Origin of the sequence: Kitasatospora sp. NPDC088351, assembly GCF_040685575.1 — a bacterium.
In the GTDB taxonomy this organism is placed as follows: Bacteria; Actinomycetota; Actinomycetes; order Streptomycetales; family Streptomycetaceae; genus Kitasatospora.
This window is the reverse complement of record NZ_JBFBIL010000007.1, coordinates 19937-33119: the sequence shown is the minus strand read 5'-3', so window position 1 is coordinate 33119 and position 13183 is coordinate 19937. Positions and strand designations below refer to the sequence as shown.

The 13183-nt window shown below is 74.6% G+C and carries 10 protein-coding genes and 1 tRNA gene; 4 read left to right on the top strand and 7 right to left on the bottom strand.

What is annotated here, in order from left to right:
• Nucleotides 1-21: 21 nt before the first annotated feature.
• The 3 genes from AB0P06_RS07585 to AB0P06_RS07575 all read right to left on the bottom strand — a co-directional run bounded on the left by AB0P06_RS07585 (nt 22) and on the right by AB0P06_RS07575 (nt 4004).
• Nucleotides 22-2322 (bottom strand): hypothetical protein, encoded by a 2301-nt coding sequence (locus tag AB0P06_RS07585; RefSeq protein WP_363605841.1) that lies wholly within the window; start codon nt 2320-2322, stop codon nt 22-24.
• Nucleotides 2319-3152 carry a hypothetical protein gene (locus AB0P06_RS07580; protein ID WP_363605840.1) on the bottom strand — a complete coding sequence of 278 codons (834 nt, stop codon included), beginning with the start codon at nt 3150-3152 and terminating at the stop codon, nt 2319-2321. The genes AB0P06_RS07585 and AB0P06_RS07580 overlap by 4 nt, the downstream gene beginning before the upstream one ends.
• A gap of 111 nt (nt 3153-3263) precedes the next feature.
• On the bottom strand, nt 3264-4004 hold the full coding sequence (locus tag AB0P06_RS07575) for a Crp/Fnr family transcriptional regulator (RefSeq protein WP_363605839.1): 741 nt from the start codon (nt 4002-4004) through the stop codon (nt 3264-3266).
• A gap of 201 nt (nt 4005-4205) precedes the next feature.
• On the opposite strand from AB0P06_RS07575, the gene AB0P06_RS07570 reads away from it, so the two are divergent.
• From AB0P06_RS07570 to AB0P06_RS07555, 4 genes are all read left to right on the top strand, one after another.
• Nucleotides 4206-4279: transfer RNA gene (locus tag AB0P06_RS07570), tRNA-Met, on the top strand.
• Between the two features lie 298 nt (nt 4280-4577).
• On the top strand, nt 4578-5318 hold the full coding sequence (locus tag AB0P06_RS07565) for an NAD-dependent deacylase (protein WP_363605837.1): 741 nt from the start codon (nt 4578-4580) through the stop codon (nt 5316-5318).
• 81 nt (nt 5319-5399) lie between these two features.
• Nucleotides 5400-6614, top strand: coding sequence for a cytochrome P450 (locus tag AB0P06_RS07560; RefSeq protein WP_363605835.1), 1215 nt, complete (start codon nt 5400-5402; stop codon nt 6612-6614).
• A 104-nt stretch (nt 6615-6718) separates the two neighbouring features.
• Entirely contained in the window at nt 6719-8092 is a 1374-nt protein-coding gene (locus AB0P06_RS07555; protein WP_363605834.1) for a serpin family protein, read from the top strand.
• 12 nt (nt 8093-8104) lie between these two features.
• Here the strand turns inward: AB0P06_RS07555 and AB0P06_RS07550 are convergent, their stop codons facing one another.
• The 4 genes from AB0P06_RS07550 to AB0P06_RS07535 form a co-directional block, all read right to left on the bottom strand.
• A complete protein-coding gene (locus AB0P06_RS07550; RefSeq protein ID WP_363605833.1) occupies nt 8105-9205 on the bottom strand; it encodes an ADP-ribosylglycohydrolase family protein in 1101 nt (366 codons plus the stop codon).
• Nucleotides 9206-9260: 55 nt separating this feature from the next.
• On the bottom strand, nt 9261-10562 hold the full coding sequence (locus AB0P06_RS07545; RefSeq protein ID WP_363605832.1) for a DUF2786 domain-containing protein: 1302 nt from the start codon (nt 10560-10562) through the stop codon (nt 9261-9263).
• 123 nt (nt 10563-10685) lie between these two features.
• Nucleotides 10686-12335 carry a transporter gene (locus AB0P06_RS07540; RefSeq protein WP_363605831.1) on the bottom strand — a complete coding sequence of 550 codons (1650 nt, stop codon included), beginning with the start codon at nt 12333-12335 and terminating at the stop codon, nt 10686-10688.
• Nucleotides 12332-13138, bottom strand: a complete 807-nt coding sequence (locus AB0P06_RS07535; protein ID WP_363605830.1) for an ABC transporter ATP-binding protein — start codon at nt 13136-13138, stop codon at nt 12332-12334. The genes AB0P06_RS07540 and AB0P06_RS07535 overlap by 4 nt, the downstream gene beginning before the upstream one ends.
• Between the last annotated feature and the right edge of the window lie 45 nt (nt 13139-13183).

The window sequence follows — 13183 nt, the reverse complement described above, 5'->3', positions numbered from 1 at the left end:
TGCTCCTGGGTCGAGGGCGGATCAGTGCGGGCTGAGGTTGAGCAGCAGCCGGTCCACGGCGCCGGTGCCGTCGGTGCCGAGGCCGTCGCGCGTGGTCCGGAGGAGGTGGCTGAGCCGCAGCCGGTCGCGGTCGGTGACGGTGAGTGCGGCGAGCAGGTCGGCGAGTTCGGCCTCGACCTCGGGCAGCGGGAGAGCGCTGAACAGCCAGCCGCGCAGGACCCGCAGGGCGGCCGGGCCGTAGCTCCGGTCGGCGAGCGCGGTCCGCCACAGGACGGTCAGCAGTGTCCGGACCGCCGCCGGTCCGTCCTGGCCCGGAAGGGTGGTGACTTCCACCGCCTCGCCCGGTTCGGGCCGGTGGCTCTCGGCGTACCAGCCGAGCAGCAGGGGCCGCCCGGCCGGGTCCTGCTCACCCTCGGTGCGCTGGGCGGCGGTCAGGAAGACGGCGAGTGCCAGCTGCCGCAGCTGAGGGGGGCCGGACAGCCACCGGACCAGCGCGGCGAGGGCCTCGGGGCCGGCGGGGGAGAGGATGAGCAGCTCGGCCGCCTCGACCAGGCCCAGCGCCTGGTACCCGGTGGGGTGTTCGGACGGCTGGGGCCGGTCCCCGAGCTTCACCTCCTCGGCGAGTTCGGTGAGTTCGTCCTCCGTCAGCCGGTCGGCGGCGAGGGCGAACGCCTCCAGGGCCTGGGCCGGCAGGAGGTGGCCGAGCAGCGCGTAGCCGCGGATGGCGCTCCAGCGGCGGCGCGCGTTGTCGTCCTGGCACCAGTCGTGCAGGATGCGCGGGACGGCCGCCGTGCCCGCGTAGTAGGCGAGCGCGAGGGTGTTGGCCGCCTGCAGACAGAGCCGGAAGTCCTTCGACTCGGACCAGGGCCCGAGCAGTCGGCCCATGGCCGAGGAGAGGTCGACGGAGGCGAGCAGGGCCGCGGCGGAGGCCACCCGGGTCCGGACCAGCGGCCGCGGGTCGGTGGCCAGCGCGTTGAGCCAGCCGAGGATGGCGGGCCGGGCGGAGGGGTGGCTGATCCAGGTCTCGCGCAGCAGGGTGTGCGAGGTCCGGTGGTCCGCGAAGGAGGCCATCCGCTGGGGCACCGGGCCCCAGGGGGTCTGCTCGTTCTCCTCGGTCAGCTCGGCCCTGGCCAGCGCCAGCCGCTCCTCGATCGAATTGCCGAACGGCGGGATGCCCTCCTTCCGCCCCGGTGCGTCGATGGCTTCGAGCCGGCGGAACAGTTGGTCGGAGAGTTCCGCGGTGAGCGCGTACGGGGCGTGGTCGAAGACGGCCAGTGAGAGCAGGAACGCCTTCTCGCGGAGCGGGAGGTCAGGGTCCCCGAACCAGCGGCCGACCTGTTCCTGGACCACCCCCTGGCCGAACTCGGCGAGGCCGGGCTGGTCGTCGGCCTCGGTGGCGCAGCCGGCCAACGGCGCGGCGAACTCGGCGAGTTCCCTGATCGGACGGGTCTTGGCGAGGAACTCCAGGACCGGCGGCAGGGAGAGGAGCCCGGTGATCCGCTCGGCCGGCGCGCCGGCCAGCAGGCCACGCAGGTGGGCTGCCAGGACGTCCTCCGGGGCAGGGGGCTCCCAGTCGAGCGGTGCCAGCTCCCGGAAGGACGCGGACCTGGCGACGGTGATCACCAGATAGCTCTTCTCCCTGTCCAGGTACTCCCGCAGCCGGAGCAGGTGGTGCGGGCGGAACGGCCGGCTGCGCGGCGTGGTGTAGTCGGCCAGCAGATACCCGTCGGCCCGTTCGACGCCGGTGAGCAGGGACGAGGGCGAGACGTCGGGGTCGAGGCTGCGGATCCGGCGGGCGCCCAGCCGGTGGAGCAGCATCAGAGCGGCCGACCGGCGGCCGCTGTCGCTCCGGCCTGCCAGGACCAGGACCCGGGCTTCGCGCAGCATGTCGAGGGCCGCCGGGAACGCCGGGCCGTCCTGGAAGACGCTTTCCAGGGCGTCCAGTTCGGGGGCGGGTACCTCGCCGGAACCGTGCAGGGGGGTGCCGAAGGCGGCGCCGATCCGAGCGCCGATCTGGTAGATCGTCGTCTTCTGGCCGGTGACGACGTCACCGTGCACCTGTCCGCCGGACACGGTGTGCTGGTCGCCGCCGACCAGGCCGCCACCGAAGTGCGGTGTCCCGCCGGTGAAGAAGTAGCCCTGGCCGGTGAAGCTCTCCGGCGCGTGCTCCAGCAGTTCCTGGGCGGCCTCCCAGGCGTTCTGCGGCTGCTCGGGCGGGGCTTCCTGCGGTTCCGGCTGCTCCTCGGCGGGCTGGGCCGGCTCTTGGTCGGCGGAGGCGGCGGCCGGCTGGGGGGCTTCGCCCGCCGGCTGGGCGGCGGTCATCGGTCACCGTCGGGGCGGGGAGTGCCGATGTTCACATCGCCGTGCACCTGTCCGCCGGAGACGATGTGCTGGTCGCCGGCGACCAGGCTGCCGCCGAAGGAGGGGGCTCCGCCGAGGAACTGGATGCCGCCGGCCGCCGCCCGGCCGGCGGTGCGCTCGGCGGGGGCGGGCTCGGCAGGGCTGGATTCGGCGGGGGCGGGCTCGGCGGGGCTGGGCTCCCGGCCGGTTGCGGAGGCGAGGGCGGCCCCCGCCCGGTTCCCGTGCAGCCAGGCGGTGAGCGGACCCTCCTTGCCCTCGGTGGTGATCCGGCGGAACTCCCCGGCGGGAACGCCGTGGTGGCCGTGCCGGACGATTCCCTGGTACACCGTGTCGGACACGCAGAGCACGCTCTGGCCGTCGCCGAGCGCGAGCGCCTCCCGCAGGGCGTCGGAGTCCAGCAGCCGGAACGCCTGGTTGAGATCCCAGCCGACCGCGCCGCCGAGGGCGCCGCCCAGTTCCTGCACCGCGACCTCACCGGCGGCCAGCACGGTCCGCAGCCGTACCCGGGCGCTGGCGGCCGCCAGCCGGTTGTTGCTCCGCAGCAGGGCGGGCGTCTCGGTGAGAAGGGCCCGCAGCAGCCGCGCCTTCGGCACGGTGGGGCTGATCAGCACCATCACCGCGTCCCCGCGGTCCTCCAGGCGCTGCTCGGTCGGCTCGACCCCCGCGCTCCGAAGGGTCTCGTGCAGCACGGAGTAGAGCATGCGGCGCATGAAGGCCTGTTCGACATCGTCGCGCCTGCCGAACTTCTCGATGTCGAACAGCAGGATGGTGCGGTTCACCGACTCGGTCATGGTTGCCTCTCGGGTTGTCCTCGGGCACCAGCCTGCGGGGACACCGCCGTTCGGCGTGAGGGCGGATGACGTACTCGCTCTGTGACCGTGTGCACAGAACCCGCCCGTCGGTCAGCCGAATTGGCCGCTGCGCCGGAGGACGTCGGGCCGGGCGATGACGAGGGAGCGGCGACGGGTGATCACCACCCCCCGGTCGCGTAGCGACCTGAGCAGCCGGGCGACGGCCTCCCGGGAGGCTCCGACCGAGCCGGCCAGCTCCTGTTGGCTGAGCGGGACGGTGATGAGAATGCCTTCGTCGGTCGGGCTCCCGTGGGTGCGGGCCAGCTCCAGCAGCAGGTCCGAAAGCCGCTCACTCACGCTGAGCGAGGCGAAGTCCAGCCGCCGGCGGTCCGCGGTGCGGAGGCGGTCGGTGGAGAGCGCCAGCAACTGGAGGGCCGTTGCCGGGGCCCGCTGCAGGTGGGCGGTGAACGTGGTCCGGTCGACCGCCACCGCCTCCACCGGTTCCAGGGTGGTCACCGTGGCGGCGCGGGGCCGCCCGCTGAGGGCGGCGGACTCGCCGACGATGTCGCCGGGGCCGCGCAGCGCGAGCAGCGCCTCGTAGCCGTTGGGCGCCGCCGCGGTGACCTTGAGCCACCCGTGCAGGATGAGCAGCACGTGGTCGGACGGCTCCTCCTGCCTGATCACGGTGGACCGGGGCGGGTACCGGAGCCGCCGGCCCAGGGAGAGCAGAGCGGTCCGCTCGGCCTGTTCCAGCCGGGCGAGGAAGGGCACCCGGTCGTCGAGGCTCCGCCCCGATCCGGGCCGGTGGCCGTCGGACTGCTGAACGGCCACGCTGGCAGGCGTGTTGACCATGGCTGAAGCCCCCGACGTGATCTCGCTTCGGCAGGTTGAGCGCGGTCAAACAAGCTACTCGCTACCGGGCCGGCTCGTCGGTGAATGGCGTAAATCGCCCCCGTCCGGCGGTGTTTCGCCCGGCTGCCCGGTGCGGCCCGAGGGGCCCGGGGAAACCGATTCGGTTTCCCGGCCGAAGTAGCGTAGAGTCGGGTTTACCGACGCGGGGTGGAGCAGCTCGGTAGCTCGCTGGGCTCATAACCCAGAGGTCGCAGGTTCAAATCCTGTCCCCGCTACTGCACTGAAGGGCCCGGAGGCATTTCGCCTCCGGGCCCTTCGGCATTTCCGGGCGGGTGGGGCGGTGTCTGCGGTCCCAACTCGCTCTCGGCTTCCGAAGCCGTTTCGGAACGGGCGCGGATGGCGCCGGGGTTTTCCCGGGCACACATTTCCTCCTTTCCTGAGCGAGGCCCGTTCTCCAGCCGCGGCACCCTCACCCCGGGAAGGCGCTGACGGGCCGGTGTGCGACGGGAGTTGACGCGGCGCATCCGGATTTCCGGTGGCGGCCGCGGCGCGGGTGCCCGTACCGTCCGGGGCATGAACGCGAAGCGCCCGCTGATCGCCGTGCTCACCGGTGCCGGCATCTCCACCGACTCCGGCATCCCCGACTACCGCGGTCCGAACGGCCTCTGGCAGCGCGACCCGGCCGCCCAGGAGCTGGTCACCATCGGCCCCTACCTGACCGATCCGCAGGTGCGCCGGCGGGCCTGGCTGATGCGCCGGGACGCGGGCGCGCTCGCCGCCGAGCCCAACGCCGGCCACCGGGCGCTGGTCGAGCTGGAGCGCGGCGGCCTGCCGGTGCGGGTGCTCACCCAGAACGTCGACGGCCTGCACCAGCGGGCCGGTCTGCCCGCCCGCAAGGTGCTCGAACTGCACGGCACCGCACGGGAGGTGCAGTGTGTGCGCTGCGGGGTCCACGGGTCGATGGCCGAGGCGCTGGAGCGGGTCGCGGCGGGCGAGCCGGATCCCGCCTGCCAGGAGTGCGGCGGGGTGCTCAAGCCCCGCACGGTGATGTTCGGCGAGGCCCTGGATCCGGTGGTGCTCCAGCAGGCCGACGCCATCGCCAGGGCCTGCGACCTCTTCGTCGCGGTCGGCACCAGCCTCCAGGTCTACCCGGTGGCCGCCCTCCCGCAGATCGCCGTCGAGTCCGGCGCCCGTCTGATCGTGGTCAACGGCGAGCCGACCCCGTTCGACGAGGCCGCCGCCGAGGTGGTCCGTGAGCCGATCTCCATCGCCCTCCCGGCGCTGGTCCGGCGGCTGCTGGCCGGATCGGTCTGACCGGGTGGGCCCCGGGGCGAACCGGCCGCATGCGTACGATAATCCTTCCGGCTTCCCCTCACAGCCTGGAGTGATCGAGCAATGACGACGACGGCGAAGTTCGACCCCTGGTCGGCGGCGTTCGTGGCCCATCCGTACGACGCGTACGCCGAGCTGCGCGAGCAGGCACCGGTGACGTACTACGAGCCGACCGGGCAGTGGCTGGTGTCGCGCTTCGAGGATGTCAGCGCGCTGCTGCGGGACCGGCGGCTCGGGCGCACGTACACCCACCGGTTCACCCACGAGGAGTTCGGCCGGCCCGTGCCCGACCCGGCGCACGAGCCGTTCCACACCCTCAACGACCACGGGCTGCTCGACCTGGAGGCCCCGGACCACACCCGGATCCGCCGGCTGGTGTCCAAGGCGTTCACCCCGCGCATGGTCGAGGGGCTGCGGCCGACCGTCCAGCGGCTGGCGGGGGAGCTGGTGGACGGGCTGCTCGCGGCCGGCGGCGGGGACCTGATCAGCGCCGTCGCCGAGCCGCTGCCGGTCGCGGTGATCGCCGAGATGCTGGGCGTGCCGACGTCCGACCGGCACCTGCTGCGGCCGTGGTCCGCCGACATCACCGGCATGTTCGAACTCAACCCCACCGAGGAGGCCGCCCGCCGGGCCGTCACGGCGAGCATCGAGTTCTCCGACTACCTGCGGACCCTGATCCGCGAGCGCCGGACCGCCCCCGGCTCCGACCTGATCAGCGCGCTGATCCAGGCCCAGGAGGGCTCGGACGCGCTCAGCGAGCAGGAGATGATCTCCACCTGCGTGCTCCTCCTCAACGCCGGCCACGAGGCGACCGTCAACACCACCGGCAACGGCTGGTGGGCGCTCTTCCGCAACCCGGACGAACTCGCCCGGCTGCGCGGCTCGGTGGACGAACTGCTGCCCACCGCCGTCGAGGAGCTGATGCGCTGGGACACCCCGCTGCAGATGTTCGAGCGCTGGGTGCTGGAGGACATCGAGGTGCGCGGGGTGACCATCCCGCGCGGCTCCGAGATCGCGCTGCTCTTCGGCTCCGCCAACCGCGACCCGGAGCGTTTCGCCGACCCCGACCGGCTCGACCTCGGCCGCGCCGACAACCCGCACATCACCTTCGGCGCCGGAATCCACTTCTGTCTGGGCGCTCCCCTTGCCAGACTTGAGCTCACCGAGTCGTACGGCGCGCTGCTGCGCCGGGCGCCGGGTCTGCGGCTGGTCCGCGAGCCCGAGTGGCGCCCGGGCTATGTGATCCGCGGGCTGGAGGAACTGCTGGTCGAGGTCTGAGGCCCCGAGAGGCCCGGGCCGCCGGGAGACCCGGGCCGACCGAGGTCCGGGCCGCCGGAAAGGGCGTGGCGGAACCGCTCGGGCCGGTGCCGCGTCGAACCGCCATGACGAGCCGCACCAGCCGCAATCGCAGCCACCGCCGTCTCCACCGCGACGGCCGCCCGCCCGCCGCCCGCAGCTCCCGCGGCCCGGCGGCGCTGCTGCTCACCGCCGCGCTCGCCGCGTCGCTGCTCACCGGCTGCGGCAGCACCGGCGCCGCCGACCCCGTGGTCGTCCGGGTCTCGGCGCCCGAGACCCCGGCGCCCGTCGACCCCGCCCGGGTCGCCGCCACCGCCACCGCCACCAGCGCCTTCGGCCTGGACCTTCTGCACACCCTCACCGCGGCCCCCGACCAGGCCGGCCGCAACCTCGTGCTCTCCCCGTCCGGCCTGGCCACCGCGCTCGCCATGCTGCTGCCCGGCGCCCGCGGCGCCACCGCCGACGAACTCGCCAGGGTCCTGCACACCGACCTCGCCCCGGAGCAGTACGCGCTCGCCACCGGCGCCCTCAACCGCCGTGTCCCGCCGACCGACGGCCTGACCCTGCGCCAGTCCGACGCGCTCTGGGCCCAGCAGGGCTTCCCGCTCGGCCAGGACTACCTGCGCACCCTCGCCGCCGCCTTCGACACCGGCGTCCACACCACCGACTTCGCCAAGGACCCGGACGGCTCCCGCAGGACTGTCAACGCGGCCGTGGAGAAGGCGACCGAGGGGCGGATCAAGGACCTCTTCGGGAAGGGCGCGATCACCTCGGACACCAGGCTGGCGCTCACCGACGCGCTCTACCTCAAGGCGAAGTGGGCCTCGCCGTTCAAGGCCGCGCACACCTCCGACCGGCCGTTCCACCGGCTGGACGGCTCCGCGCCGAACGTCGGCACGATGGGCCAGACCGGCACCTTCCGCTATGCCGAGGGCTCCGGCGGCATCCTCGGGGAACCCTGGCAGGCCGTCGAACTCCCCTATGAGGATGGCGGGTTGGCGATGGATCTGGTGGTGCCGGCGCAGGGCGGCTTCGCGGCCTTCGCCAAGGGTCTGGACCAGGCCCAGCTCGACACGATCCTCGGCGCGCTCGCCGAACGGCCGGTCGATCTGACCCTGCCGCGCTTCCGCTTCGACACCGCCGACGACCTGGTGCCCGCGCTGCGCGCGCTCGGCGTGGCGGCGGCCTTCGACGCGGCCGACCTCAGCGGCCTCACCGGGCCGGGGGCGCACGAGTCGCTGAGGGTCGGCACGGTGGTGCAGAAGGCCACCGTCCAGGTGGACGAGGAGGGCACGGTGGCCGCCGCGGGCAGCGGCGTGGGCGTGGTGGCAACGGCCGCGCAGGCCCCGCGGCAGGCCGTCGAGCTGCACATCGACCGGCCGTTCCTGTTCCTGGTCCGGGACACCACGACCGGCCGGCCGCTCTTCCTCGGCCAGGTCACCGACCCGCAGGCCGGGTGACCGGGCGCCGGCTCACCCGGCCGGGTAGCGCCCGCCGAGCGCCGGGTGGGCCGGCTCCCGGCTGCCGAACAGCACCACCAGGTCGTCGGCGACCCGCAGCAGCGTCTCCCGGCCCTCGACCGCCTCGGTCCACTCCGCCGGCAGGGCCGAGGCGCCGTACGCCGCGCCGACCAGGTTGCCGCAGACCGCGCCGGTCGAGTCGCTGTCCCCGGAGTGGTTCACCGACAGCAGCAGCGCCGCCCGGGCCCGGTCCGGCCCGGAGGCCGCGGCCAGCAGGCAGTACACCGCGATGGCCAGGCACTCCTCGGCGATCCAGCCGAGTCCGACCCGCTCCACCGCGTCCGCCGACGGCTCGCCCTCCTCGGCCACCCGCACCGCCCGGTGCAGCGCCCGGACCGTCTCCTCGGCGCCCGGCCAGGTGCCGGTCTGCTCGATGGTCCGCCCGACCGCCGTCCACGGCTCGACCCCGTCCGCCAGCCGCTCGACCAGCGCCGCGAAGGCGCCCGCCGCCAGATAGCCGGTCGGGTGCCCGTGGGTGAGCTGCGCGCACTGGGCGGCCAGTCCGAAGGACTGCTCGACGCCCAGCCGGGCCAGCCCGAACGGCGCCGAGCGCATCACCGTGCCGCACCCCTTGGAGTGCGCGTTGACCGGCCCCGGCTGCCCGAACGCAACCGGCGCCGGGAACTCCGGGTACTGCGACACCCCGCTCAGGCAGGCGTTGCCCGGGGCCCGCCGCGCGTACAGGAACGGCTCGCGCAGCAGCCAGCCGTCGTACGGGCGGGGGAGTGGACCGGGGTCGGGCGCGTCCTGCTGCTGCGTCAGCAGCCAGCGCCGGTAGGCACCGTGGACGGCCTCCGGCACCGAGCCGCCGCCGCCCGTCCAGCCCCGGACGAAGCCGCGGATCAGCCCCTCGGCGGTGAACAGCGTCATCTGGGTGTCGTCGGTGACCTCGGCGACCCGGCCGCCGGCTGGCAGCCCGGTCACCCCGGCCGGGCCGTACCGCTCCCGGATCTGGTAGAGCTGCTGGAACTCCACCGGCCAGCCGAGAGCGTCCCCGACCGCCCCGCCGAGCAGCGCCCCGCGCACCCGGTCTGTGTACCCCGACTCCGTCATCGTCGGTCCCCCTCGTTCGCAACGGATTCCGTTCTATCAGGCCCGGCCCCACGGCCTAGCCGCGGATCTCCCCGGCCCGGCCGTGCAGGGCGGCCCGGTCGGCGGCCGCCCGCCCGGCCGCCCAGCCCTCGCCGTCGCTCACCCGCACCCGCTGCGAGACCAGCTTCGGGAACATCCGCCCGACCTCCTGGTCCACCGCCTCCGAGCGGGCCGCCAGCGCCGGCAGCAGCCGCTCGTCGGGCACCAGTTGCTCCTCGGTGCCGTCCTCGCGCAGGTGCCGCCCGGCCGCCGCGGCGCTGGTGGCCTGCTCGGTGGCGGCGGTCAGCCGCTCGCGGATCCGCGCCGCGTACGCCACCAGGAAGGACTGCCGGAACGCCTTGGTCCGCGAGGCGCCGTCCAGGTGCTGGCGGGCGCCCGACCTGTTCATGGCCGCGGTGGCCTGCACCAGCAGCGAGGTGTACAGCAGTTCGACGCCGTCCAGGTCGCCGTCGAAGCCGATGATGGTGCAGAAGCCGAACTCCTTCGCCCACACCACCCGGCACCGGTTCGCCGCCGCCACCGCGTCCAGCAGCATCGCCTTCGGGCTCTCGTACGGGTTGTCCACGCCGATCCGCAGCGACGCCGGGGCGTCCCGGTCGGCGCTGACGGCCAGCAGCGCCTCGTCGATGCTGTGCTGGGCGATCAGCTGCTGGGCCTTGGCGGTCAGCGCCTCGGCCTCCTCCGGGTACTCGGTGGACTCGGCCTTCGCCAGCAGCGCCCGGATCCGCGACAGCATCCGCGGCTCGCCCGGCACCGGGCGCCGCGCCCGGTGTTCCACCCGGGGCGCCTGCCCGGGCGCCGGGCCGACCGGGGCGATCGGCGGCAGCCGGCCCCAGGTCCGCAGCAGCTCCAGTGCGGCGGTGGCCAGCGCGAAGCGGTCCAGCCGGTGCCGGTGGGCGAAGGCGGCGAGGTACGCCTCGTCGTCCGGCCACCAGGCCTCGGTCTCCAGCTCGCGCAGCTGCTCCTGCCAGCGCCGGTCCAGCGCGGCCGCCGGGTGGCGTCGGCCCTCGGCGGCGATCAGGTCCACCGCGAGCGCCAGATGGACCGGCTTCAGCTCCCGCCGCACCACCCGGGTCAGGTCCGCCGGGCGCCACCCGGCCGACCAGCACCGCCCGACCGCCGTGTCCGCGTGGCCCAGCAGCGCCCGGCTCACCGCCGGCCACTGCCCGGCCGAGGCGGCCAGCAGCGAGGCCCCGGTGTCGAGCGCGAGATCCAGCCCGTCCTCCGGTGCCGTCAGCACCGCCCGCAGCGCCTGGTCCAGCAACGGCCCGGCGCTCCCGTTCGCCCCGGCCCCGCCGTGCTGCCTGCGCTTGCCCACGGTGTGTCCCGTCCTCGTCACGCCCGGTCCCGTGACCGGGCCGGCTCTCCCGCCCATGATGCCGGAGCGCCCGGCCCCACCGCGGGGACCGGGCGCTCCGGCGGACGCTTCAGCGGGACGGGCTCAGCGCTCGACGGCCTTGGCGAGGATCTCCGGGCCGCGCTCCAGCAGCCGGCCGGCGGCCAGCCGGATGCCGAGGACGGCGACCAGGGCTCCGTAGAGCGGCCCGAGCAGCAGGACCGGCCAGGCGGGGCCGTCGGTGATCAGGGCCCAGCCGAGGTAGCCGGTGACCGGCAGGCAGAGCAGCGTCGCACCGAACACCGAGCCGAAGCTGTTGAGCATCACCAGCCCGCCCTGGCCGGGGGCGGCGTTGCGCATCGGGTTGCTGTCGGCGGGCATGGTGTACGGCGCCAGCACGCTCAGGACGGAGCCCAGCGCGATGCCGCAGCCGAGCAGGGCCAGCGCGAGACCGAGCGCGGGGGCCAGGCCGGCCCAGTCGCCGGTGACGGCGGCCAGCGCCACCGCGAGCAGCACGGTGACCGGCAGCGCGTAGGAGAGCACCGCGTACGCCCGCCCGCGCAGCTCGTCCCGGGCGTCGGCGGGGGTGCGCAGGGTGGCGGCGACCATCCAGAACGCCGAGCCGTCCATGCCGAACAGGTTGAGCATCTGCAGGCCGAGGAACATCCCGGCCATCGCCACCAGGTAGACGCTCGACCAGCCCTGGATCACCGACAGCACGCAGAGCACCAGCGCCATCCCGATGCTGGTGAACACGGCGGCCTTGGCCCGCGGCTCCCGCCAGGCGTAGCGCAGGTGACGCTGCATCACCGCGCCGGTCCGGCCCTCGGGCAGGAAGCCCCAGCCGCGCGAGGCCCGTACGCCGCGCGCCACCTCCAGGGTGGAGGCGTCCGCGGTGACCATCAGCTGCTGGAGGCTGCCGCGCCACCAGCGCAGCAGCAGCGCCAGCAGCACCGCGGTGGAGGCCAGCTGGAGCACGGCGAGCCCGTACCGCCCCTCGCCGGCGGTGCGGGCGGCGTCCACCGCCCCGACGGGCGGCACCCAGCGCAGCACGGAGGCGATCGACGCCAGCGGGCTGAGGTCGAGGCCGTGCTCGCCGGTCTTGCCGAAGACGCTCTGGGAGCCGATGTTGGCGATCTGGATCAGCAGCGCGAAGAGCAGCCCGCCGAAGATCGCGAAGTCCTTGCCGCGCCGGCTGGAGAGCAGCCGGGCGTTGCCGGCCGCCACCGAGCGGGACAGCGTCACCAGGCTGACCACCGCGAGCGGGACGCCCACCACCGCGGCCACCGCCGAGGCGGCGCCGTTCGCGCCGGACAGGGCCGCGCCGGTGACCAGCACCAGGGAGACCAGTGGCCCGGGGCCGATCAGCGCGGCCAGTACGGAGCCGCGCAGCAGCGGACCGGGGCGCAGCGGCAGCATGGTGAGCCGGGTCGGGTCGGCGCTCTCGTCGCTGGCGAACAGGAAGAGCGGCAGCGCGGCCCAGCCGATGGCGAGCGCGCCGACCAGCATCACGCCCGCGTCGCCGGCGCCGCGGTGGCCGTTCAGCAGCACCATGCCCAGCGCGATCAGGGCGGAGAGCAGCAGGCCGAGCACCGCGCCGATGATGTAGACGGCGGCCCGCCCGGGGCTGCGCCGGAGGCCGTTGCGGAGCAGCCGGAGCTTGAGCGAGACGAGGGCGCGGACCACCGCGCGCCCGTCGGGCACCGGGGTGCGGGCTTCGCGTATCCCGCCGGTCACGCCGGCCACGCCGCTCACTGCCCGCCCCCGAGCCAGCCGAGCGCCTGCCCGTCGTCCTCGCGTACGCCGATCAGCGCGAGGAACGACTCGTGCAGGCTGCGCTCGCCGCGGACGGTGTCCAGCGGGCCCTGGGCGATCACCTGGCCGGCGTTGATGACGGCGACCCAGTCGCAGAGCTGCTCGACGAGCTCCATGACGTGGCTGGAGAACACGACGGTGGAGCCGGCCGCCGCGTACCGCTTGAGCACGCCGCGGATGGTCTGGGCGGAGACCGGGTCGACGCCCTCGAAGGGCTCGTCGAGGAAGAGCACGTCGGGGTTGTGCAGCAGCGCGGCGGCCAGGCCGATCTTCTTGCGCATGCCGGTGGAGTAGTCGGCGACCAGCTTGTCGGCGTCGCCGGCCAGGTCCAGGACGGCGAGCAGCTCCTCGGCGCGGCGGTCCACCTCCGCGCCGGGCAGGCCGCGCAGCCGGCCGTTGTACTGGAGCAGTTCACGGCCGCTGAGCCGCTCGAACATCCGCAGGCCCTCGGGCAGGATGCCGATCCTGGCCTTGACCGCGACCGGGTCGGCCCAGACGTCGGCGCCGTGCACCAGGACGGTGCCCTGGTCGGGCCGGAGCAGGCCGGTGACCATCGACAGGGTGGTGGTCTTGCCGGCGCCGTTCGGGCCGACCAGCCCGATGAACGCGCCGGCCGGAAGCTCCAGGCTCAGCCCGGCCACGGCGGCCTGGCTGCCGAAGCGCTTCCACAGCCCCCGGATGCTGACGGCGGCGGGGGTGCTGGACACGGGGGCGGGGAACGGCGGCGGTGCTGACGCCTGCATGGCGGCCTTCTCTGTTCGGTGGTAGGGCTGCGGTCCAGGCCAGCC